Source organism: Variovorax sp. Soil_C_17 (genome assembly GCF_057657265.1).
The window spans coordinates 331,137-353,677 of record NZ_JBDGIT010000004.1 but is presented as its reverse complement, the minus strand read 5'-3'; the positions used below and the strand labels follow the sequence as shown (position 1 = coordinate 353,677).

24 protein-coding genes are annotated in these 22,541 nt (G+C 67.3%); 22 read left to right on the top strand and 2 right to left on the bottom strand.

The window, feature by feature from the left end; translation table 11 throughout:
- Nucleotides 1-2: 2 nt before the first annotated feature.
- Nucleotides 3-848: a helix-turn-helix transcriptional regulator gene (locus tag AC3A6Y_RS21800; RefSeq protein ID WP_487870307.1), complete on the bottom strand. Its 846-nt coding sequence runs from the start codon at nucleotides 846-848 to the stop codon at nucleotides 3-5.
- Nucleotides 849-976: 128 nt separating this feature from the next.
- Here AC3A6Y_RS21800 and AC3A6Y_RS21795 point away from each other — a divergent pair, with 128 nt between their 5' ends.
- From AC3A6Y_RS21795 to AC3A6Y_RS21750, 10 genes are all read left to right on the top strand, one after another.
- Nucleotides 977-1,627: a polysaccharide deacetylase family protein gene (locus AC3A6Y_RS21795; protein ID WP_487870306.1), complete on the top strand. Its 651-nt coding sequence runs from the start codon at nucleotides 977-979 to the stop codon at nucleotides 1,625-1,627.
- Between the two features lie 16 nt (nucleotides 1,628-1,643).
- On the top strand, nucleotides 1,644-2,621 hold the full coding sequence (locus AC3A6Y_RS21790; protein ID WP_487870305.1) for a Bug family tripartite tricarboxylate transporter substrate binding protein: 978 nt from the start codon (nucleotides 1,644-1,646) through the stop codon (nucleotides 2,619-2,621).
- A 32-nt stretch (nucleotides 2,622-2,653) separates the two neighbouring features.
- Entirely contained in the window at nucleotides 2,654-3,832 is a 1,179-nt protein-coding gene (locus tag AC3A6Y_RS21785) for an MBL fold metallo-hydrolase (protein ID WP_487870304.1), read from the top strand.
- A 35-nt stretch (nucleotides 3,833-3,867) separates the two neighbouring features.
- Nucleotides 3,868-4,443 carry a VOC family protein gene (locus AC3A6Y_RS21780; RefSeq protein ID WP_487870303.1) on the top strand — a complete coding sequence of 192 codons (576 nt, stop codon included), beginning with the start codon at nucleotides 3,868-3,870 and terminating at the stop codon, nucleotides 4,441-4,443.
- A 13-nt stretch (nucleotides 4,444-4,456) separates the two neighbouring features.
- Complete coding sequence (locus AC3A6Y_RS21775; RefSeq protein WP_487870302.1) at nucleotides 4,457-5,236, top strand: SDR family oxidoreductase; 780 nt, start codon at nucleotides 4,457-4,459, stop codon at nucleotides 5,234-5,236.
- Complete coding sequence (locus AC3A6Y_RS21770; RefSeq protein ID WP_487870301.1) at nucleotides 5,233-6,462, top strand: CaiB/BaiF CoA transferase family protein; 1,230 nt, start codon at nucleotides 5,233-5,235, stop codon at nucleotides 6,460-6,462. The genes AC3A6Y_RS21775 and AC3A6Y_RS21770 overlap by 4 nt, the downstream gene beginning before the upstream one ends.
- Before the next feature lie 11 nt (nucleotides 6,463-6,473).
- Complete coding sequence (locus AC3A6Y_RS21765) at nucleotides 6,474-7,268, top strand: crotonase/enoyl-CoA hydratase family protein (RefSeq protein WP_487870300.1); 795 nt, start codon at nucleotides 6,474-6,476, stop codon at nucleotides 7,266-7,268.
- Entirely contained in the window at nucleotides 7,265-7,852 is a 588-nt protein-coding gene (locus tag AC3A6Y_RS21760) for an NADPH-dependent FMN reductase (RefSeq protein ID WP_487870299.1), read from the top strand. The genes AC3A6Y_RS21765 and AC3A6Y_RS21760 overlap by 4 nt, the downstream gene beginning before the upstream one ends.
- Nucleotides 7,849-8,709 carry a fumarylacetoacetate hydrolase family protein gene (locus AC3A6Y_RS21755; RefSeq protein WP_487870298.1) on the top strand — a complete coding sequence of 287 codons (861 nt, stop codon included), beginning with the start codon at nucleotides 7,849-7,851 and terminating at the stop codon, nucleotides 8,707-8,709. Before AC3A6Y_RS21760 ends, AC3A6Y_RS21755 begins: the two co-directional genes overlap by 4 nt.
- Nucleotides 8,710-8,799: 90 nt before the next feature.
- The gene (locus AC3A6Y_RS21750) at nucleotides 8,800-9,285 is read left to right on the top strand and encodes an Hsp20/alpha crystallin family protein (RefSeq protein ID WP_487870297.1); all 486 of its coding nucleotides are present in this window, start codon (nucleotides 8,800-8,802) and stop codon (nucleotides 9,283-9,285) included.
- 52 nt (nucleotides 9,286-9,337) lie between these two features.
- Here AC3A6Y_RS21750 and AC3A6Y_RS21745 read toward each other — a convergent pair whose 3' ends face one another.
- Nucleotides 9,338-10,363: a cupin domain-containing protein gene (locus tag AC3A6Y_RS21745; protein WP_487870296.1), complete on the bottom strand. Its 1,026-nt coding sequence runs from the start codon at nucleotides 10,361-10,363 to the stop codon at nucleotides 9,338-9,340.
- A gap of 140 nt (nucleotides 10,364-10,503) precedes the next feature.
- Between AC3A6Y_RS21745 and AC3A6Y_RS21740 the strand changes: the two genes are divergently transcribed.
- The 12 genes from AC3A6Y_RS21740 (at nucleotide 10,504) to AC3A6Y_RS21685 (ending at nucleotide 22,514) form a co-directional block, all read left to right on the top strand.
- Complete coding sequence (locus AC3A6Y_RS21740) at nucleotides 10,504-12,009, top strand: AMP-binding protein (protein WP_487870295.1); 1,506 nt, start codon at nucleotides 10,504-10,506, stop codon at nucleotides 12,007-12,009.
- A 10-nt stretch (nucleotides 12,010-12,019) separates the two neighbouring features.
- The gene (locus tag AC3A6Y_RS21735) at nucleotides 12,020-12,841 is read left to right on the top strand and encodes an ABC transporter ATP-binding protein (protein ID WP_487870294.1); all 822 of its coding nucleotides are present in this window, start codon (nucleotides 12,020-12,022) and stop codon (nucleotides 12,839-12,841) included.
- Nucleotides 12,834-13,559 (top strand): ABC transporter ATP-binding protein, encoded by a 726-nt coding sequence (locus AC3A6Y_RS21730; RefSeq protein ID WP_487870293.1) that lies wholly within the window; start codon nucleotides 12,834-12,836, stop codon nucleotides 13,557-13,559. The genes AC3A6Y_RS21735 and AC3A6Y_RS21730 overlap by 8 nt, the downstream gene beginning before the upstream one ends.
- A complete protein-coding gene (locus AC3A6Y_RS21725; RefSeq protein ID WP_487870292.1) occupies nucleotides 13,556-14,425 on the top strand; it encodes a branched-chain amino acid ABC transporter permease in 870 nt (289 codons plus the stop codon). Before AC3A6Y_RS21730 ends, AC3A6Y_RS21725 begins: the two co-directional genes overlap by 4 nt.
- Before the next feature lies 1 nt (nucleotide 14,426).
- The gene (locus AC3A6Y_RS21720) at nucleotides 14,427-15,377 is read left to right on the top strand and encodes a branched-chain amino acid ABC transporter permease (protein WP_487870291.1); all 951 of its coding nucleotides are present in this window, start codon (nucleotides 14,427-14,429) and stop codon (nucleotides 15,375-15,377) included.
- Complete coding sequence (locus AC3A6Y_RS21715) at nucleotides 15,374-16,576, top strand: ABC transporter substrate-binding protein (protein ID WP_487870290.1); 1,203 nt, start codon at nucleotides 15,374-15,376, stop codon at nucleotides 16,574-16,576. The genes AC3A6Y_RS21720 and AC3A6Y_RS21715 overlap by 4 nt, the downstream gene beginning before the upstream one ends.
- Nucleotides 16,577-16,587: 11 nt before the next feature.
- Nucleotides 16,588-17,547, top strand: a complete 960-nt coding sequence (locus tag AC3A6Y_RS21710; protein WP_487870289.1) for an NAD(P)H-dependent flavin oxidoreductase — start codon at nucleotides 16,588-16,590, stop codon at nucleotides 17,545-17,547.
- Nucleotides 17,548-17,889: 342 nt separating this feature from the next.
- Nucleotides 17,890-18,309, top strand: coding sequence for a nuclear transport factor 2 family protein (locus tag AC3A6Y_RS21705; protein ID WP_487870288.1), 420 nt, complete (start codon nucleotides 17,890-17,892; stop codon nucleotides 18,307-18,309).
- A gap of 53 nt (nucleotides 18,310-18,362) precedes the next feature.
- Nucleotides 18,363-19,478, top strand: coding sequence for an alcohol dehydrogenase catalytic domain-containing protein (locus tag AC3A6Y_RS21700; protein WP_487870287.1), 1,116 nt, complete (start codon nucleotides 18,363-18,365; stop codon nucleotides 19,476-19,478).
- 17 nt (nucleotides 19,479-19,495) lie between these two features.
- Complete coding sequence (locus tag AC3A6Y_RS21695) at nucleotides 19,496-20,719, top strand: amino acid ABC transporter substrate-binding protein (protein WP_487870286.1); 1,224 nt, start codon at nucleotides 19,496-19,498, stop codon at nucleotides 20,717-20,719.
- Nucleotides 20,720-20,727: 8 nt separating this feature from the next.
- Nucleotides 20,728-21,603 carry a branched-chain amino acid ABC transporter permease gene (locus AC3A6Y_RS21690; protein WP_487870285.1) on the top strand — a complete coding sequence of 292 codons (876 nt, stop codon included), beginning with the start codon at nucleotides 20,728-20,730 and terminating at the stop codon, nucleotides 21,601-21,603.
- Nucleotides 21,600-22,514 (top strand): branched-chain amino acid ABC transporter permease, encoded by a 915-nt coding sequence (locus tag AC3A6Y_RS21685; RefSeq protein ID WP_487870284.1) that lies wholly within the window; start codon nucleotides 21,600-21,602, stop codon nucleotides 22,512-22,514. Before AC3A6Y_RS21690 ends, AC3A6Y_RS21685 begins: the two co-directional genes overlap by 4 nt.
- The last annotated feature ends 27 nt before the right edge of the window (nucleotides 22,515-22,541 follow it).

Here is a 22,541-nt window from a genome sequence, read left to right as displayed (position 1 = left end):
CCTCAACTCAGGTGCGCCAGCAATCTTCGAAGCAACTGTGCCCGGCTCGTCACGCCGAGCCGGAGGAAGGCGCGCTTCTGGTAAGTCGTGCCGCTTTGCGCCGAAATGCCGAGGTCGCGGGCAATCTCCTTCATCGACATCCCGTAGACGATGCGGGCGCAGACCTCGCATTCGCGCGCGCTGAGCTGCGCGGGCACGTGGGCAAAGCGAGACGCCAGTTCGTCCACGGACGCAAAGACGGCGGACAAGGAGCTGGCTCTGGCCAGCAGGCCATGGTGCTTGGCCAGGCATGAGATCAGCGTATCGGCGGCGGACCGGATGAGCAGGCACTCGGACTCCGAAAAGAAGCCGGCGGCATCGTCGCGGAACAGGGAAATTCCATAGAGGCTGTCGTTGCGCTCGCCGACCAGCATCGCGCGCCCGGCCAGGCGCTGGGTCAGGAACATCTCGTGGCGGAACTCGGCATCGCCGACCTGCTCCGCGGGCACGCAGGCGATCTCCGAACGGTAGCCGCTGATGTTGGCCTTCAGGCCCTGGTAGATCGTGTCGCGCTTCCAGAAATCCTTGCGGTAGCGCGACGAGTTGGCGCCTGCCATGGCGCCGCCGTTCGAACTTGCGTAGCCAAGGACCTGGAGGTCGTCCTCCTCGAAGCGGAAGAGCACGCAATGCTCGGCGCCCACGGCGGCATTCAGATGCGACAACAGCGTCGGCGCGAACTCCTCGCGCCCGATGGCATCGAGCGCCCGAGGAAACATGGAATCGTCAGACATGGCCGAAGCAGGGTGGAACCGCGCGCATCGAGCAGGTGAATCGGGACGGAATTCGATCATAGACCTCGGGGTGAGCAAGAGCAGGGGAGTAGACGGCGGCCAAGACCGCCACGACCTGGGGAAAACCCGTCCCTGATCTTGGGGACAGACCCGGGGCTTGCGGATTTGGATCATCGGCGCATCCCACAAAGAGACATCGAGCAGACATGAAACGGCTGACCCTCAGCTTCGACAACGGACCGACCGAAGGCACCGCCGCCGTGCTGGATGCTCTCGCGCAGCGCGCCATCAAGACGAGCTTCTTCCTCGTCGGCAAGCAGCTGCGCGCGCCCGGGGCGCGGGCGCTGGCCGAGCGCGCGAAAGCAGAGGGCCACTGGATCGGCAACCACACCTTGAGTCACGACGTGCCCTTGGGCCATTCAGACGCGCCGCCCGGCCATCACCTGCCCGAGATCGAAGAAATGGACGCGCTGCTCGACGGTCTCAACGAGGAGGTGCCTCTCTTTCGGCCCTATGCCGGCAAGGGCATTCTCGGACCGCACGTGTTCACGCCGGAATCGCTCGCCTACCTGTGCCGCACGCGTCACTCCGTCGTGCTGTGGAACAGCGTGCCTAGGGACTGGGAGCAACCGCCGGGCGCGTGGGTGGACCGCGCGCTGGCCGACATCGAAGCGCAGGACTGGACCGCCGTCGTGCTGCACGACAAGCCCAACGAGGCGATGAAGCATCTGCCGGCCTTCCTCGATACCGTGCTGGCGAATGGCATCGCGATCAGGCAGGACTTTCCCCCGGACTGCCTGCCGATCGTTGCGGGCGAGTCACGCTGGGACATGTCGGGTTTGCTGAAAAAGATCTGAGCCAATGGAGACAGAAATGAACATCGAGACAGGCCGCCTTTCGCGCCGTGCGGCATTGGCCGCGGCCGCATCCCTCATTGCGCTCCCCGGCGCGCTGCTCGCGCAGACCGGCAGCGCCGCGACGATCCGGCTGGTCGTGCCCTTCGCGGCAGGCGGCGGCAGCGATGTGGTGGCACGGCTGGTGGCCGACGGCCTGCGGGAGACCCTCAAGGAAACGGTGATCGTCGACAACCTGGCGGGTGCCGCCGGCAACATCGGCGCCGATGCGGTGGCCAGGGCGAAGCCCGATGGGCGAACCCTGCTGTTCACGCCGCAGAGTCCCATCACGATCGCGCAGTTCGTCGAGCCCAAGCCGCCGTTCGACCCGGAGCGCGCCTTCGTGCCGATCGCCATCGTCGCCAAGACACCGCTGGTATTGCTGGTCAACGCCTCGGTGCCTGCCAGCTCGCTGCCGGAACTGGTCGCCTATTCGAAGGCCCATCCCAAGGCCCTGAGCTACGGCGTGCCCAGCCATGAGTTCGGCTTCACGACCGAGCTCCTGGCGCGCGAGGCCGGGCTCTCGATGCTGGGCGTCCCCTATCGAGGCAGCAGCCAGGCGATGACCGACCTGCTCGGCGGAACGATCCAGGTGCTGCTGTCGTCCGGCGCAGCCGCCCAGGCGCAGCTCAAGGACAAGCGGGTCAAGGCCCTGGCCGTGGTCGGAACGAGCCGTTCGCCGGAGTTTCCCGACGTGCCCTCCACCCAGGAGATCGGGCTGCGCGACCTGAAGGTGTTCGGCTGGTTCGGACTGTTCGCACCGGCCGCAACGCCCGAAACCATCGTCGCCCGGTTGACGGAAGCCGCGACGGCACTGGGCCGTGATCCAGGCTTCGCCGCCAAGCTCAAGCAGGCCGGCTACGAGCCCATGGCCCTGGATCGGGCGCAGACCCGGACAGCGCTGGCGGAGCATCGCGCCGCCTGGCGTTCGGTCGCGCCGCGGCTCGGCGACAAGTGAAGCAGAAATTCCCACAACAGGAGGAGAGACACATGACCTGTCGACTGCGACTGCGAAGCGCCTGGGCGGCCGGCTCGGCGCTGGCGCGAATTCTGGCTTTGCCCGCGCTGGCGCTGGCCACTTCCGGCATCCTCCAGGGCTGCGGCGGCAACGATGCGCAAGCCCAGGTGCCGTCGCTGTCCCAGGCGCAGCAGGTGCGCAGGGGTGCCCAGGCGACGCCCTGGGGCTTGCCTTACTCGAACATGCCCGACATCGTGCCGCCCAACGTGCGATCGGACGCGTACACCCCGCTCACCGAAGCGCAGATGGGCCCGCCCATCGATGCGGCCAAGGGCTACCGCATCGACAACCTGGGCGGTGGCGTCTACGCGGTGGGCGACGGGATCTACAGCACCATGTTCGTCGTTTCGGACGTGGGCGTGATCCTCGCGGATGCGCCGCCGACCCTGGGTCCGAAGATCCTGAAGGCGATCCAGGAAGTGGCGAACGGCGCCACCATCGTCGCGATGGTCTACAGCCATGCCCACATCGATCACATCGGCTATGCGAGCGAGTTGCTCAAGACCAACCCGGGCATGCAGATCGTGGCGCACGACCAGACGCTCAAGGCACTGGAATTCGCCAGGGATCCGAAGCGGCCGGTGCCGACCCGGACCTTCGACACGCTGGATGTCGATTTTCCGCTGGTGGTGGGCAACCAGACCTTGCAGCTGCGATACCCCGGCCCCAACCACTCCCTGGGCAACATCGGCATCTTCCACCCCGGCCAGAAGGTGCTGATGCTCGTGGACGTGGTCTACCCGGGTTGGATGATGTGGCGCCGCATGGGCCTCGCGACGGACATTCCGGGCTACTTCGCCTTGGTCAAGAGCATGAACGCGCGTTGGGACTTCAACAAGCTCGTGGCCGGACACTTCCAGCCCGGCACCAAGGCCGACGTCGATACGCAGCTCGAATTCATGACGGACCTGCACAACGCGGTCACCGAAGCGATCGGCACCATTCCCTATGCCAACGATGCCCTGAATGCGGCGGACGCCAAGAACTCCTGGGCGGCCACCCGGGACTGGACCGATCGCCTGACGAACCACTGTGTCAACAAGATCAGTCCCAAATGGGCCAGCCGCCTCGCGGCCTACGACGTGTGGATCTACGAACAGTGCGAGGCCCTGGAGCAGAGCATTCGCATCGATGGCCCCAGCCTGAGATAGGCGTCGTCGAACGCCTTCACCAAGGAAAACTTCTCATGTCAACGAACCTTGCACCCAACCCTCCGCTCGCGAAGCTTCCCGAGCGCATGCACCACCACGCCTTCATCGTTCGCGACCAGGAGGAAAACAGGAAGTTCATCGAGGACCTGCTGGGCATTCCGCTCACGAGCACCTGGTGCGAGGAGGTTTTCAACCGCGATCTGGATGCCACGCTCAACCTCTGCCACACCTACTACAGCTTCGCCGATGGCAGCGCACTGTCGTTCTTCCAGTTCGCGAACCCGGGCGCCTACGAGAAGTTTCGTCCCCCGGTTCTGCCGAACCTGCGCTACGACCACCTGGCCGTCAAGGTGGACCTGGAAACCTACGAAGACATCGAGCGGCGTCTTCAGGCCGCCAGCTATCCCTTCAACGAAACGCACCACGGCTACTGCATGTCGCTCTACGTGACCTCGCCGGACGACTTCACGATGGAGTTCGCCTACGACGCCCAGAACAGCCCGGAGATCTTCGAGGAGCGCGCCAAGGCCGATCCGCACCTGGAGCTGCGCGAATGGCTGGCCGGCAAGCGCACGCCCAACAACCACTGGCGCGACCAGAAGATCCGCTGAACTGGGCGTCGCCATGGATCTTGGATTGAAAGGACGCGCGGCCATCGTCTGCGCGTCGTCGCAGGGGCTGGGCCTGGCCTGCGCGGAATCGCTGGCGCGCGAAGGTGCCATCGTCTACATCAACGGCCGGGAGCCGCAGAAGCTGGAGCGGGCGGCGGCCGATCTGGCGCGGCGGACCGGCGGCACGGTCGTGGCTGTGTGCGCCGACATCAACGTCGGCGAGGGTCGCAGCGCATTGCTCGCGGCCTGCCCGCGGCCCGACATCCTGGTCAACAACAACGCCGGTCCACCGCCCGGCAAGCTGGAGGAATGGACACCCCAGGTCTGGGAACAGGCCCTGGCGGCCAATCTCCTGAGTCCGATCCAGCTCATTCAGGCCGTGGTGCCGGGCATGCGGGAGCGCCGCTTCGGCCGCATCGTCAGCATCACTTCGGCCATGGTGAAGACGCCGCGCCCGCACATGGCCCTGTCGACCACCGCGCGCACCGGGTTGACCGCCTTCGCGAAGGCACTCTCGCTCGATGTCGCCTGCGACAACGTGACCATCAACCAGCTGCTGCCCGAGCGCATCGACAGCCCTCGCCAAGTCGAGATGACGCAGCGCCTGATGAACACGGAAAAGCTGAGCTGGGACCAAGCCCGTGCCCGCATCACGGCAGGCATCGCGGCCAGGCGATTCGGAACGCTGAAGGAGTTCGGCGATGCCTGCGCCTACCTTTGCAGCGTGCAGGCGGGCTTCATCTCGGGGCAGAACCTGCAGCTCGACGGGGGCTCCTACCCCGGTCTGCTATGAGCGGAGCGCTTTCGCACCTCAAGGTGCTGGACTTGTCGCGCATCCTGGCGGGCCCTTGGGCTGGCCAGCTGCTGGCGGACCTGGGTGCGGAAACCTTCAAGGTCGAGCGGCCGGGGGTCGGCGACGACACGCGAGCCTGGGGACCGCCGTTCATTCGCGGCACGGATGGGGAAGCGCTCGATGCCGCCTATTTCCTGTGTGCCAATCGCAACAAGAAGTCGCTCGCCATCGACTTCACGCGGCCGGACGGACAGGCCCTGGTGGGCGCACTGGCCGGGCAATGCGATGTGCTGATCGAGAACTTCAAGGTCGGCGGACTTGCGGCCTACGGGCTCGACTACGAGACTCTGCGCAAGCGCAACCCTCGGCTGATCTATTGCTCGATCACCGGCTTCGGGCAGACCGGGCCTTACGCGGCCAGGCCGGGCTACGACTTCCTGATCCAGGGGATGGGGGGTCTGATGAGCATCACCGGCGCAGCTGCCGGCGAGTCCGGCGCCGGCCCGCAGAAGGTCGGCGTCGCGGTCACCGATGTCATGACCGGCCTCTATGCCACCGTCGGCATCCTGGCGGCCCTGGCGCATCGCGAGCGCACCGGGGAAGGCCAGCACATCGACATCGCGCTGCTGGACGTGCAGGTTGCGGCGCTCGCCAACCAGGCTGCCAACTATCTGGTGGGCGGCATTTCGCCGGGGCGCATGGGCAATGCCCATCCCAACATCGTGCCGTACCAGGATTTCCCGACGGCCGATGGCCACATGATCGTGGCCGTCGGCAACGACGGACAGTTCGCGCGGCTGTGCGGCGAGCTTGGTTGTCCGGAGCTCGCCGGCGATGCGCGGTTCGCGGCCAACCGCGATCGCGTCGCCCACCGCGAGGACCTCTCCGCCGAGCTGGCGCGCCGCACCCGGACGCAAGGCACCTCGCACTGGATCGCCGCGCTCGAGGCGGTGGGCGTGCCCTGCGGTCCGATCAACACCATCGACCAGGTCTTCGACAACCCGCAGGTTCGCGCACGCGGCATGGAGGTCGCGCTGCCGCATGCGGGCGCGGGCACGGTGCCCTTGGTGGCGAACCCCTTGCGCCTGTCGGCATCGCCGGTGCGCTACCACATGGCACCGCCGGACCTGGGCGCCCACACGCGGGACGTGTTGGGCGCGGTGCTCGGCGTTTCCTCGCGAGACATCCAGGCGCTGGCAGACAGCGGAGCCATCCAGATCGATTGAAACAGCCCACCATGAAATCACCCATCCGATACGAAGTCGACGGCCCCATTGCCGTCATCACGCTGGACACGCCGGCAACGCGCAATGCGCTGGCCTCCCAGGCGCAGTACGACGGCATCGAGGCCGCCTGCGCCGCCATCTCGCGCGACCGGAGCATTCGCGCGGCCATCGTGACCGGGTCGGGCAGCGCGTTCTGTGCGGGCGGCGACATCAAGCAGATGCTGGAACGCGTCCAAGACCCTCGGCTGGAGCCGGTGGACGACCGGTACCACTACAAGGAGGGCATCCACCGCATCCCACTGGCGCTCTACGGGCTCGAGGTGCCGGTCATTGCCGCGGTCAACGGGCCCGCGATCGGCGCGGGGCTCGACCTGGCGTGCATGTGCGACGTGCGCATCGCGGCGCCGGGCGCTCGCTTCGCCGAGAGCTTCGTCAAGCTGGGCATCATCCCCGGCGATGGCGGCGCCTTTCTGTTGCAGCGCCTGGTGGGCCCTTCCAAGGCGGCGGAAATGACGTTCACCGGCGATGCGATCGATGCCGAAGAAGCACTGGCGTGCGGGCTGGTTTCCGCGGTCGTTCCCGAGGCGCAACTGATGGCGCACGCGGTACGGCTGGCGCTGCGCATGGCGGCCAATCCGCCGCATGCGCTGCGCATGGCGAAGCGGCTGATGCGAGAGGCGCAGCATGCGCCGCTGGAAACGATCCTCGAACTCTCGGCGGCATTCCAGGCCATTGCCCACCACAGCCGCGACCATGCCGAACGGATCGCCAAGGCCGTCGACCGGTTGGGCCGGGTCCCTGCATGAGGCCGCGTCTGCGCATCCTGGTCTGCAGCACCCGGCCGGGACGGGTCGGCCCGCGAATCGCCGAGTGGGCGCTGGAAGCCGCATCCGCACACGCGCGCTTCGATGCGGACCTGCTCGACATCGCGGCCTTCGAGCTGCCGGTGTTCGACGAGCCCGAGCATCCCCGCCTCGGGAACTACCGCCATGCGCATACGCGCGCGTGGTCGGCGGCCGTGGACAGCGCGGATGCCTTCCTGTTCGTCATGCCCGAATACAACCACGGCCCGCCGCCATCTCTGCTCAATGCGCTCAACTACCTGGTGCGGGAGTGGCAGTACAAGGCCCTGGGATTCGTCAGCTATGGAGGGATCTCCGGCGGCATGCGGGCCGTGCAAGTGACCAAGCAACTGGTCTCGACCTACAAGATGGTGCCCATGCTGGAGGCGGTGGCGCTTCCCAATGTCGCGCAGCACCTGGGCGGGAGCCGGTTCGAGCCTCTTCCCGTTCACACGGAATCGGCGCGCGTGATGCTCGACGAGCTGTACCGATGGACGATTGCGCTTGCATCGCTGCGGAATTCCCAAGAGACGAAAGTGACTTCATGAAATTCATCAGCTTCGAAATCAAAGGTAGACCCTCGTACGGTGCCGTCGTGGGCGAACGCGTGGTCGATCTCGCGCCCGTTTTCGGCGCGCAGGCGCCCGACCTGAAGGCGTTGATTGCGCAGGGCCTGCTGGGCGCTGCCGCCGACGCAGTCGCCGGGCAATCTCCGGCTTTCGCCTTGGAGGAGGTGACGCTCCTTCCGGTCATTCCCAACCCGGGAAAGATCGTGTGCGTGGGCCTGAACTACAGCGAGCACGTGCGCGAGACGGGCCGCACCGTCACCGAAAGTCCGACGCTGTTCCTGCGCGTGCCGCAGTCGCAGGTGGCGCATGGGCAGGACTTGATCCTGCCCCGCGAATCCGATCGTCTCGACTACGAGGGCGAGATTGCCGTGATCATCGGAACCGCTGGGCGGCGCATCGCGGAAGGCCGCGCCTGGGACCATATCGCCGGCTATGCCTGCTACAACGACGGCAGCATTCGCGACTGGCAGAACGCCACGTCGCAGTGGACGCCTGGGAAGAACTTCTGGCGAACCGGCGCCTTCGGGCCCTGGATGGTGCCGGCCGGCGAGATCGAGGCGGGTCGGAAGATGACCTTGGTGACCCGGCTGAACGGCCAGGAAATGCAGCGTGCATCCACCGACATGCTGATCCACAGCGTGCCGCGCCAGATCGCCTACATATCGAGCTTCATGCCCCTCGAGCCTGGCGACGTGATCGTCACCGGCACGCCGGGTGGTGTCGGCGCCAAGCGCTCGCCGCCCGTATTCATGAAAGAGGGAGACGTGGTCGAAGTCGAGGTCGATGCGATCGGCGTGTTGCGCAACCGGGTCTGGCCCGAGCGCGCAGAAGCTTGACAGGCCCGGACGACGGAGCCGCATGAGGCTTGAAAACGCCGAACTCCGACCGCACATCAGCACCCGATGAGTGTTCGAAAGGAGGCGCACATGGAAGTTCTCAAGGATCTGGGAAATGCCTTCCGACATGGCTGGCAAGACGTCTCGGAAGGTTGGCGCGACCTGACGCAGCGAACGAGCTCCGCGCTCACGCGCTTTCTTCCCCGCAGGAGCGAACCGGACGAGCGGACACCTTCGTTCCCGCGCTGGGGCCTTCTCGCGGGAGAGGTCGTCGACCGCGGCGATTCCGTGGTGGTCCAGCTCGAACTGCCGGGCATCGAGCGCGACGATTGCGAGCTGAGCGTCATGGACGGCTACTTGCGCATCAGTGGCGAGAGGCACTCCACACGCGAACATGCGAGCGGGAGCTACTACCTGATGGAGCGCGCGTACGGCGGCTTTCAGCGCACGGTGCGCTTGCCGGCCGACGTGGAGCCCGACAGCGCCAAGGCCACGCTGCGCAACGGCGTGCTGAAGGTCGAACTCAAGAAGAAGAAAGGGGCAGTTGCGCGACGCCGCGTGATCGAGGTCCGCTGAGGGCAGTGTCCTGCCGGATCGGACCGCCCTGGGCTTTTGCCCGCCGTACTCGCTAGCCCAGCCGGCCGCGCCGCAAGGTGATCGACGGCGTTTCGCCGAACGCACGCCCGTAGGCGGCTGCGAATTCGCCCACGTGGAAGAAGCCGAACTCCAGGGCCACATCCGCCACGCGCAGGTCGTCACGCCCGGGCTTCTCGAGCATCGCGCGTGCCCCATCCAGGCGGCGCTGGCGCAGCCATGCCATCGGGCCGGTTGCGTGATGCGCCTGGAACGCGGCAAACAGCGAGCGGCGCGACACGCCGCAGGCAGCGCTGACCTCGGCCACCGTCACCGGCTCACGCAGCCGCTGCTGCATGAACTCCTCGGCCAGCCGGACCACGCGGGGCGCCGCCGCCCGGGAGTCGGACTCCAGCAGGAAGCGGTGGTTGTGGGGATGCTGCGTCAGCAGGACCGAGGCCACGCTGGCGGCGAACGCCGATTGCGCATACTCGCGCGCCGGCGTGCCCAAGGGCAGTCGTGCCACGCTTTCGCCCAGCGTCACCAAAGACATCCACTGGGCGGCGAGGGCCGGTGAATCCGGCATGGCGGGCTCGAAGAACAGGGGCGCGCTGAGCGGCCGGCCCGAGATCCCCTGCCACGCGCGCGCCAGGAACGCGGCATCGATGCGCACCAGGAGATGGTCGAATCCCTCGTAAGCCTCGATCTCGAAGCTGCGCAAGGGGCTGAACACGCCGCACGTGCCGTGCGCCAGCGGCTGCACGTGCGAATCCTGCCGCACACGCGCCGAGCCCCGGATGGGCAGCGTGACGAGGTAGTAGCCCGGCAGCGATTCCGCCTTCGGGACGAGCGAGGTATGGGCGCCCCAGCTCATGCGGTCGAACGAAACGGCACCGAAGGGCACGTGGTCGTGCGTGAAATGGAAAGCACCGCCGGCGCGCAGCCTGCGCATGCGCGCCGAGCCGAACAGACGGGCGGAAAGTTCGTTGGACTGGTCGACGTCCCGGCAGTCCGCCAGGCGCAGGCCGGCGATCCGATGGCCGGCGAATTCGATCCGGGAGGGCAGGGTGGCAACGCGCATGGCAGCACTCTGGGATGGACGGCAGCGCCGGGCAATGGGGGAAACCGCAGTGGCTGCACGCAATCCTCCGGCCTGCACCTTTCCGATATCCGCGCGCGCAGATCGGCGCGAAGCTGCGGGCATCGACTGAACCGAACCCCATGTACCTCACGCAAGGATTGCACCGCTCGCTCCAGCGCCACCCCGGCAAGGACGCACTGATCCACCTGGGCGACGGCGCCCCGCGGCGCCTGACCTTCGCCGAGCTGCTGCAAGGCACGGCCCGCCAGGCGGCCGCGCTGGCCGGCCATGGCGTGGGCGCGGGCGATCGCGTCGCATTGCTCGCACCCAACGACGATCGCCTGGTCCAGGCGCTGCTGGCCTGCTGGTGGCTCGGGGCCGCGGCCTGCCCGCTCAACATTCGCTGGAGCGCGCCCGAACTGGCCGACGCGATGTCCGACAGCGCCGCGGTGCTGATGCTGGCCGACGAATCGCTCACGCATCTGGTGCCGCAGCTCCAAGCGCCGGTGCTCACGCTGGACGCGTTCGCGGCGCAGGCGCGCGGGCACACGGGGCTGCCCGATTCGCGCACGGGCGGCGACGCGCTCGCCGCCATTCTCTACACGGGCGGCACGACCGGCCGCGCCAAGGGCGTGATGCTGTCGCACACCAACTTCTGGGCAGCCTCGGTCGCGCGCGGGGCGGAGTTGCCGAACTCGCCGGACTCGGTGGCGCTGCTCGTCGCGCCCCTGTTCCACGTCGCCGGCCTGGGCCGGCTCATCGGCCAGATCCTGGTGGGCGGCACGTGCAAAACGCTGGCGCGCTTCCAGCCCGACCGCGTGCTGGATGCGATCGAGCACCACGCCGTGAGCGACATCGTCGCGGTACCCACGATGCTGCAGTCGCTGCTCGACGCGCCCGAGTTTCGGCGCGAGCGCGTGCAGGGGCTCACGCGCGTGGCCTTCGGCGCCGCGCCGATGCCCCCGGACCTGCTGGCGCGCGCATTGGATACGTTGCCGCAAGCCGAATTCATTCAGGCCTACGGCATGACGGAGACGGCCGGCGCCGTATGCATGAACCCGCCGGCCAACCACCGCGCAGGAGCTCGCGAGCGCGGGCTGCTCAACTCGGTGGGCCGCGCCGGCCTCGGTGCCGAGATCCTGATCGCCGACGCGGAGGGCCGCGAGCTGCCGCGCGGGCAGGTGGGCGAGGTGGTGGTGCGCGGGCCCATGGTGATGCGCGGCTACTGGCGGCAGCCGGAGGCGACGCAAGCCGTCTTTCGAGACGGCTGGCTGCGCACGGGCGACGCCGGGCGCTTGGATGAAGGCGGCCACCTCTTCATCGTCGATCGCCTCAAGGACATGATCATCAGCGGCGGCGAGAACGTGTACGGTGGCGAGGTCGAGACCGTCCTGCGAGCCCACCCGGCGGTGGCGCAGGCGGCGGTGGTCGGCGTGCCCGACCCTCGCTGGGGCGAGGCCGTGCACGCGGTGGTGGTCCTGCAGGCCGGGTCGCTGCCGATCGAGGGCGAGGTGCTGCGCGAGTGGTGCCGCCAACGGCTGGCCGGCTACAAGTGCCCGCGCGGCTTCAGCTTCGTGCCCGAGCTGCCGCTCTCGGCCGCCGGCAAGGTGCTCAAGAGCGTGCTGCGCGCGCAGGTCCGTGGATGAAGGAGCGCCGATGAAGCACGGTATCTCCGGCGGCCGGCCACGGCCCAAACCGCTGCTCGAAGTGCAGGACGTCACCCTGCGCTTCGGCGGCGTGGTCGCCCTGGACGGCGTGTCCTTCGACGTCGCGCCCGGTGAGATCTGCGGGCTGATCGGGCCGAACGGGGCGGGCAAGACGACGCTGTTCAACTGCCTGTCGCGCCTGTATGCGAATCACTCGGGCGAGATCCGGTTCGCGGGGCAGGCGCTCGGTGCGCTGCCGCGGCACCGGATGGCGGGGCTGGGCATCGGCCGCACCTTTCAGAACCTCGCGCTGTTCAGGACGCTGACGGTGCGGCAGAACATTGGGGTGGGCACCACCTGCGGCCGCAGCACCGGGTGGCTGGCGCATGCACTGCGCCTGCCGGCGGTTGCGCGCGAAGAATCGGCGCAGGCAGCGCGCGTTGCCGAGCTGATCGACCTGCTTCACCTCCGTGACGTCGCCGACGTACCCGCCGGCGAATTGCCTTTCGGCACCCAGAAGCGCGTGGAGCTCGCACGTGCGCTGGCGGCGTCGCCGCGCCTGCTGCTGCTGGACGAGCCGGCCTGCGGCCTGAATCAGCAGGAGGTCGAGACGCTCGCGGTCCTGATCCGCGCGCTGCGCCGGCGTTTCGCGCTGACGGTGCTGCTGGTCGAACACCACATGGGGCTCGTGATGGCTCTGTCGGACAACATCGTGGCATTGAATTTCGGACGCAAGATCGCCGAAGGCCCTCCCACCGAGGTGCGGCGCGATCCCGGGCTGGTGAAGGCCTACCTGGGCGAGCTGGCCGAACGGAGGGCTCTGCATGAGTGACATCCTGCTCGAGGTGCGCGGGCTGGAGGCCGGCTACGGCAACAGCCGCGTGCTCTTCGGCATCGACCTGGAGGTGCCTGTCGGAGGCGTCACCGCGCTGCTCGGCGCCAACGGTGCCGGCAAGACGACGACGCTGCGCGCCCTGTGCGGCCTGGTGCGCCGGCACGGCCGGATCACGTTCGCCGGCCAGCGCATCGACACCCTTGCCACCGAAGACATCGTGCGCCTCGGCGTGGCCCATGTTCCCGATGGCCGCGGCACCTTCGCCGGCCTCACCACGGAGGAAAACCTGCGCATGGGTGCATGCACGCGGACCGACAAGGCCGGCGTGCGCGAGGACTTCGAACGCCTCTACGGGTATTTCCCGCGGCTGAAGGAGCGCCGGCACCAGCAGGCGGGCACGCTGTCCGGCGGCGAGCAGCAGATGCTCGCCATCGCGCGCGCCCTGATGCTGCGGCCGCGGCTGCTGCTGATGGACGAGCCCTCGTTCGGCCTGGCGCCCCAGGTCGTGCAAGACATCTTTCGCATCATGCGGCGCGTGCGTGACGAACAGCGCGTCGCGATCCTGCTGGTCGAACAGAACGCCGGACTGGCCCTGGACCTGGCCGACACGGCCTACCTGCTCGAAACCGGCCGCATCGTCCTGCACGGGCCCGCCGCCGCCGTGCGCAACAACGAGGCCGTGCATGCGGCCTACCTGGGAGGAGACACCGCATGAACACATTGCTGCCGCAGCTCGCCGCGGGCCTGGCGACCGGCGGGATCTACGCCAGCCTGGCGCTGGCGCTGGTGATGGTGTACCGCAGCACCCACCACGTGAACTTCGCGCAGGGCGAGATGGCGATGTTCTGCACCTTCATCGCGTCGCTCCTGATCGAGGCCGGCTGGCCCTACTGGGCCGCCTTCCTCGCCACCGTGGCGATCGCCTTCGCCCTGGGCGCCGCGATCGAAGCCGTGCTGATCCGGCGGCTGCGCCATGCGCCGGTGCTGTCGATCGTGGTGGTGTTCGTCGCGCTGCTGGTCATCCTGCACAGCATCGCGGGCTGGCTGTTCGGCTATGCGATCCGATCGTTCCCCAGCCCGTTTCTGCAAGCCGGCGCGGCCGGCGGACTCATCTCCGCCCATCAGTTCGGCGCCGTCGGCGTGACGCTCGCCATGCTCGCGGTGGTGTACCTGTTCTTCCGCCATTCGCCGCTGGGGCTGCAGATGCGCGCGACCGCGGAGAACCCGGTGTCGAGCCGCCTCGTGGGCGTGCGGGTCGATCGCATGCTGGCGCTCGGCTGGGGGCTCGCCGGCTCGATCGGCGCCGTCGCCGGGATGATGATCGCGCCCGTCGTCTTCCTCGACGTCCACATGATGTCGGGCGTGCTTGTGTATGCCTTCGCTGCGGCGGTGCTCGGCGGCATCGACAGCGCACCGGGCGCCGTCGTGGGCGGGTTCATCGTCGGCGTGCTCGAGAACCTCGTCGGCACCTACGTGGTCGGCGCCGAGCTCAAGCTCACCGTCGCCCTGGTGCTGATCATCGCGGTGCTGGTGGCGCGGCCCAGCGGCCTGTTCGGCAAGGCCGTCGTGGTGAGGGTCTGACATGCAGCGCCACCTGTTTGCCGCCGTGCTCCTTGCGATCGCCTGCGCGCTGCCGTTCGCGCTGCCGGGCTATGCCGTGTTCGAGGCCACCCTCGTGATCACCTACGCCGTGGCCCTGCTCGGGCTGAACCTGCTCACCGGGTTCAACGGGCAGATCTCGCTGGGCCACGGCGCGTTCTTCGCGCTCGGCGCCTATGCCGCCGCCATGTTGATGGAGCATGCCGGCTGGCCCTATTGGACGACGCTGCCGACGGTGGCGCTGCTGGGCGGGACGCTCGGCTGGCTGTTCGGCAGGCCCGCCCTCAAGCTCGACGGCATCTATCTCGCCCTGGCCACTTTCGCGCTGGGCGTCGCGACGCCGCAGTTGCTGAAGTACAAAGGGCTGGAAGCCTGGACCGGAGGCTCGGGGGGGCTTGTGCTGATGAAGCCCGAGGTGCCTTTCGGCTTGCCGCTGGATGCGGACCAGTGGCTCTACTTCTTCTGCCTGGCGGTGGCGGCCGCGCTGTTCGCCGCGGTGCACAACCTGCTGCGCGGCGGCATCGGCCTGAACATCGTCGCCGTGCGCGACCATCCCATCGCGGCGCAGGCCATGGGCGTCGACAACGCGCGGATCAAGACGCTCGCCTTCGGTGTGTCGGCGCTGTGCACCAGCGTCGGCGGTGCGCTGTCGGCCATCGTGGTCCAGTTCGTCGCGCCGGACAGCTTTTCGATCTTCCTGTCGATCACGTTGCTGGTCGGCGCCGTGGTCGGCGGCCTGTCGTCGCTTCCGGGCGCGGTCTATGGCGCGATGTTCATCCAGTTCGTGCCGCGCGTGGCGGAGCAGGTCTCGAAGTCTGCGCCGTGGGCCGTCTACGGCGCCATCCTGATCGTGCTGGTGCTGCTCTGGCCCACCGGCGCGGCCGGTGCCGTCCGGCATCTGAAGATCCGTTTTCTTGCGAGGAGCAAGCCATGAAGATGTTCGTCCTGGGCCTGGCGGCAACGCTGGCATTGGCGTGCGGCAGCGCCGCCGCGCAGAAGAAATACGATCCGGGCGCGTCTGATACCGAGATCCGCATCGGGCAGACGATGGCGTACAGCGGCGCCGCATCGATCTATGGCGAGGTCGGCAAGACGCAGGCGGCCTACTTCCGCATGGTCAACGAGCAAGGCGGCGTGAACGGCCGCAAGCTCGACTTCATCAGCCTCGACGACGGGTACTCGCCGCCGAAAACGGTGGAGGGCGTGCGGCGCCTGGTGGAGCAGGAGCAGGTGCTGTTGCTCTACGGGATGTTCGGCACGGCCACCAACTCCGCGGTGCACCGCTATGCGAACGCGAAGAAGATTCCGCACCTGCTGCTGCTGAGCGGGGCTTCGAAGTGGAACGACCCGCAGCGACACCCCTGGAGCATCGGCTTCTATCCGGACTACCCATCGGAGGCGCGCGTCTATGCGCGGCACATCCTGGAGCACAAGCCCGACGCGAAGATCGGCGTCCTGTACCAGAACGACGACTACGGGCGCGACTATCTGCGCGGCTTCAAGGAAGGCCTCGGTGCCCGCGCCAAGTCGATGATCGTCGCGGAGGCTTCGTACGAAGTGACCGATCCCACCGTGGATTCCCAGATCGTGCAGTTGCGTGGCGCGGGTGCCGACGTGCTGGTGAGCTTCAGCACGGCGAAGGCAGCGATCCAGACGCTGCGCCGGATTCACGATACCGGCTGGAAGCCGATGCACTACCTGGCCCAGGGCGCCGCGCTGATCGGTGCGGTGTTCAACCCGGCCGGGCCGGAGAAGGCCGTCGGCGTGATCTCCACGGCCTATTCCAAGGACCCCAACGACACGCAGTGGGAGAACGATGCCGCGTTCCGCGAGTGGCTGGCCTTCATGAAGAAGTACCGGCCGGAAGCCGATCTGCGCCTGGGCTCGCATGTCTACGCATACTCCAGCGCAAGGCTGATGGTCGACATCCTGCGCGCCTGTGGCGACAACCTCACGCGCGAGAACGTGCTGCGGCAAGCCGCGTCGATCAAGGCCGTGCAGTTGCCCATGTTCCTGCCCGGCGTGGTGGTGAGCAGCAGCCCCGACGACTATCGGCTGATCAAGTCGCTCCAGCCGGTCGTGTTCGACGGCAAGCGCTGGGACCGCCTCGGCGGATCCGTTTCCATCTTCTGACATCCGCACCCATGCACCCTGCTTTCCGAAATCTCCGGCTCCCTGTGGTGGCCGCGCCGCTGTTCATCATCAGCACGCCGCAACTCGTCATCGCCCAGTGCAAGGCCGGCATCGTCGGCTCGATGCCGGCGCTCAACGCGCGGCCGGCCGAACTTTTCGACGACTGGCTGGCCGAAATCACCGAGGAGCTCGCGGCGCACGACCGACGGCATCCCGAAGCGCCGTCGGCGCCGTTCGCCATCAACCAGATCGTGCACCGGAGCAACGATCGGCTCGAGCGCGACATGGCCGCCTGCGCACGCTACAAGGTGCCGATCGTGATCACCTCGCTGGGCGCGCGTCCCGAGATCAACGAGGCCGTGCATGCGTGGGGCGGTGTCGTGCTCCACGATGTGATCGACGACGTCTTCGCGCGCAAGGCGGTCGAGAAAGGCGCGGATGGGCTGGTGGCCGTGGCCGCCGGCGCCGGCGGCCATGCCGGCAGCGTCAGCCCCTTCGCGCTCGTGCACGAGATCCGCCGCTGGTTCCGCGGGCCACTCGCCCTGAGCGGCGCGATCGCCACCGGCGACGCGCTGCTCGCCGCGCTGGCCGCCGGCGCCGACCTCGGCTACATCGGGTCCGCCTTCATTGCCACCGAGGAAGCACGCGCCGACGCCGCCTACAAACGGATGATCGTCGAGAGCACCAGCCGCGACATCGTCTATTCCAACCTGTTCACGGGCGTGCACGGCAACTACCTGCGCGGTTCGATCGCGGCGGCGGGGCTCGATCCCGACGCGCTGCCGCACAGCGACGCGAGCAAGATGAATTTCGGCAGCGACCGCAAAAAACCCTGGAAAGACATCTGGGGCTGCGGCCAAGGTGTCGCGGCGGTGACCGAGGTGGTGCCCGCCGCTGCACTGGTCGAGCGCCTGCGCCGCGAATACTGCGCGGCGATGCAGCGCCTGGCTGAAACATCGCTGGCCGCCTGAGCATCGTGAATCCGGCGGTGCTCAGCGAGCCTGCGCCCGCGCGCCATCACGATACGGCCGATTCACCCCGCAGCAGCGCCTGATAACGAGCCGAAGCGCTTGCCGCGTGTCGCGTTCCCCGTGAAGCAGGGGAATCCGTCCCCGATCGCGGGGACAGAACAGCCGGGGCCAAGCCCGGATCATCGGCATCTCACGAGAAACCAGCACGGCGATGACGTGAATCGGCGGACGCCGGGCTTCGTCACGGTCGCCTCCCCTCGACTTTCGCTTCGCGGGGCCTAGGGTTCACCCCGATGAGATCTTGGGGTCGCGACCTCGCTGATCTGCATAGAATCACGTTTTATGCACAAAGACGAAGATATTGCTCCGATGACTCAAGACGACGATACGCAAGCGTTGATCGCCCTCGAGCGGCAGCGCTGCAACGCCATGGTGAATGGCGACACGGCGCTCCTGCGCGAGTTGCTGCACCGTGATCTCGTGCATGTGCACGCCAAAGGTCAGGTCGACGGCTTCGACAGCTACTTCGCCACAGGCGGATTCAACGTCCGCTACCAGCGGGTCGAACGGTCCGAACTCGCCGTTCGGGTCATGGGCGACAGCGCGTTGATGACCGGTCGCCAGATGCTCGTCGGGGTGCGCAAGAACGGCACCGGCACGGTGACCATCGACTCGCGCGTCATGCAGGTGTGGGTGAAGGAAGCGGGGCGCTGGCAACAACTCGCATTCCAGACCACGCCCACCGAAATGAGCGTGGCATGACAGACGCGATGGCCGGCAGGCATCGCAGCAACCACCAGACCAGAGGAACAGAGATGACACTGCCCAGCAAGATGAAAGCGGCCCGCATGCACGAAGTCGGGGGCCCGATGGTGATTGAAGAACTCGACGTGCCGGCGGTACGTCCGAACGACGTCCTGGTTCGCGTCAAGTCGTGCGGGATCGTCCCGAACCTGGGCAACATCCTCAAGAACTGGACGACCTGGTTCCCGGAGCGCCCTCTGCCGCCGCTGCCGGCGATCTTCGGCCTCGATCCGGCCGGGGAGATCGTCGAGGTCGGCTCGCAGGTGCACACCTGGAAGCCGGGTGATCGCGTCTACGTAAACCCCGGGCGCCACTGCGGCGGATGCCGCGCTTGCCGCGGCGGGCAGCACACCAGCTGCAGCCACTACACCTTCAACGGCTACTTCGGGTTCTCGCAGAACTCGCTGCCGATCTTCCGAGACTATCCCTATGGGGGCCTGTGCGAGTACATGACGGCGCCGCAGTATGCGCTCGTCAAGTTGCCGGACAAGGTCAGCTTCGATCAGGGTGCGCGCTTCGGCTACCTCGGTACGGCTTACGCAGCATTGCGGAAAGTGGAGATGAGCGTCGGCAAGACGATGCTGATCAATGGCGCGAGCGGGACGCTGGGGATCGGCGCAGTCCTGTACGGGCTCGCAATGGGCGCCACCCGCATCTACGGCACGGCTCGCAACCGGGAACTGCTGGCGCGCGTGAAGGCGCTCGCACCGAACCGGATCGAGGTCCTGTCGCTCGACGATGCGGAGACGCCCGATCGCTGGATTCTTCGCCATACGGGCGAGGGCGTCGATGTCTTCGTGGATTGCCTCGGACCGGGGGCCGCGCACGAAACCTTTCTGGCGGGCATGCGAGCGCTCAAGCGCGGTGGCGCGGCCGTCAACATCGGCGCGCTCGCCGGCGGGGTGCCGATCGATCTCCACACCCTGATGGACCTGCGCCAGTCGCTCGACGGCTCCGTGTGGTTCACCGCCGGCGAGGGACAGGACATGGCCGACATGACCGAGGCCGGGCTCGTCGACCTCTCGATCTTCGAGCAGGTGGCTTTTCCGCTCGAGCAGGTCAACGAGGCCATCTCCGGGATCGAGAACCGCCACGGCGGCTTCAGCAACTACGTCATTCACCCCTGAGTCAAACGGAGACCTCCATGACTGCCAAGCAACAGCGCCGCGATTTCGTCCGAATTCTGGGAAGCGCCGCCCTCGCGGCTTCGGTGCCCGGCACCTTCGTCAGGGCGCAGGGCGCCGAAGCCAGGATCAAGTTCGGCTGGGCCATCTCGAAGACGGGCCCGTTCGCAGGCGCCGCTGCGTCCGCACAGATCCCCAACTACCGGCTGTGGGTCGATGACGTCAACAAGGCGGGCGGCATTCTGGTGGGCGGTGCGAAGCGCCCCATCGAAGTCGTCGAGTACGACGACCGCAGCCAACCGGAAGAAGCGGTGCGGGCGATCGAGCGTCTGGTCAACCAGGACAAGGTCGACTTTCTCTTGCCGCCGTGGGGCACCGGAATGAACCTGGCTGTCGCGCCGTCCTTCCACAAGGGCAAGTTCCCCATGATCACGCCCACCTGCATCACCGACCAGATGCCTCAACTCGTCAAGCGCTGGGACAACATGTTCTCGCTGCTGGGCACGCCTTCCAGCTACTCGGATGCCATCGTCGGGCTGCTGACGCAGATGCGCGCCGACGGCAAGATCGGCAGCAAGGTGGCCATGGTGAACGTGACCGACCAGGGTGGCCTCGAACTCGCCGCCGCCGCTCGCAAGTCGCTGAAGGCCGCGAAGTTCGAGGTCGTGGTCGACAGCAGCTATCCGATCTCGACCCAGGACATGACGCCCCTGATCGCCGACGCGCAGCGCGCGAGCCCGGATGTCTTCCTGGCCTTCAGCTATCCGCCGGATACGCTGGGATTGACCGATGCCGCGCGCGTGCGCGGCTTCAACCCGAAGGTGTTCTACGTCGGGATCGGATCGGCGTTGCCCCTGTATGTCGCGAAGTTCGGCGCCGGCACCGAGGGCGTGATGGGCCCGGGAGGCTGGAACCCGAACTCGGAGGCCTTCAGAGGCTACATCGCCAGGCACACCGCCTTGATCGGGCAGCCGCCCGAGCAATGGGTCAGCGTCTTGTGCTACTCGGGCCTGCAGGCGCTGGCTCAATCGATCGAGAAGGTCGGCAAGCTTGACCGGCCGGCCATCATCAAGACGCTCGCCTCGGCGACTTTCGACACGGTCACGGGGCCATTGAAGTTCGACAACCATTTCGCAGCGGGCGGCTGGACGGTCGGGCAGTGGCAAGGCGGGACCTTTCTGGGAATTGCCCCGAAGCAGCCCGGCGCGAAAGAGCCCATCGCCAAACCGGCCTGGAAGGCCTGAGCCGCCCCATGAGGCTGATCGACACATTGATCTTCGGGCTGACGCTGGGGGGAACCTACGCGCTCATCGCGCTGGGTCTCAACCTCCAGTACGGCGTCGCGCGCATTCTCAACCTCGCCTATGGCGAGATGTTGATCGCAGCGGCACTGGGCGGTCTCGTGCTCTTCACGCAGGCCGGCATTTCGCCGCTCTTCGCGCTCCTGCTGCTCGTCCCGATCGCGGCGGCAGCGGGGGCATTGCTGTACAAGGTGGCGCTGGTTCCGTTGGTGAGACGCGCGCGCAGCCGTGAAGCCCTCGAGGCCGACAGCATCCTGTCCACCTTCGGCCTGCTGTTCGTGGTCCAAGGGCTCATGCTTGCCTTGTTCAGCGGCAACTACCTGAGCTACTCGTTCCTGTCGATTCCGATCGAAGTCCTTGGCACGACCGTCGCCGCCAACCGCTTGCTCGCCCTCGTGGTTGCACTGGTCCTGGGCGGCGCGCTGTTCCTGATCCTGACCCGAACGCGCGTCGGGACGGCCCTGCGCGCAGTGGCGGTCGACCCCGGGTCCGCGCCGCTGGTGGCGATCGATGTCACGAAGATCGCGATGCTGGCCTTCGCCATGGGCACGGCGCTGGTCGCCATCGCCGGCGTGCTGGTCAGCATGTTCTCGACCTTCAGCGCCACCATGGGCGTGCTATTCACCATGAAGGCGTTGATCGTCGTGATCATGGGCGGGGTGGGCAACTTCGTCGGCTGCGTGCTGGCTGCTCTGCTGCTCGGGTTGAGCGAGAGCATCGTTTCGACGTACGTGGATCCGGGCCTCACGCTGGCTGCCAACTACGCCATCTTCCTGCTGGTGCTCGTGTTTCGGCCGTCCGGCTTGTTCGGAAGGAGCCGCCGGTGACATCGAGATCCAGACTGTTTCTCGCGCTGTCGCTGGCTGCCTTCATTGCGCTGGCATTCGCCCCGCAAACCGGCAACGACTACACGACGTCGCTGCTGATCAACGTGCTGCTGTACGCGAACCTTGCCACCGCCTGGGGCATCTTCTGCGGCACGACGCGATTCATCTCGCTGGCGACCGTCGCCTTCTTCGGCATCGGATGCTACAGCGTCGCGGTTCTGTCGGAGTTCCTGCCCTGGCCAGCGGTGCTCGCCGTCGCGGCCTTGCTGGGAGGCGCTCTGGCGCTTGCGATCGGCATCTGCACGCTGCGCCTGTCGGGCATGTACTTCGTCGTCTTCAGTTTCGGCATCGCCGAGATGATCCGCCAGCTCGTCACCTGGTACGAATCCAAGATCGTCGGCTCCGTGGGTCGCTACGTCTTCCTGGAGATCACCTCGGCGCAGATCTATTGGCAGCTCCTTGCACTGCTCGGGCTGCTGTGGCTCCTCGGCGCCTGGCTTTCGAGATCGCGGCTCGGGTTTGCGCTCCGTCTGATCGGCGAGGACGAAACCGCGGCGCGCAGCTGTGGCATCAACACGGTGGCCGTGCGCCTGGCGGTGCTGACGGGCACCGCCATGTTCATGTCGGTCGCAGGCGCCATCGTGGCGCCGCGCTGGACCTACATCGAGCCGTCGATCGCTTTCAACTCGCTCGTGTCCTTTCAGGTGGTGGTGATGGCGCTTCTGGGCGGCGTGGCGGCGTTCTACGGGCCGATCCTGGGCGTGGTCCCGCTCGTGCTCGCGTTCGAGGTCCTCACCAAGTACTTTCCCGACCACTTCAGCATCGTGCTGGGCGCCATCTTCCTGGTGATCGTGTATCTGCTGCCGCGCGGCCTGCTGGGCGCGAGCGAGAAGCTCAGGGGGCGCCCATGAGCGCGCCACTGCTGGAGGTCAGCGACC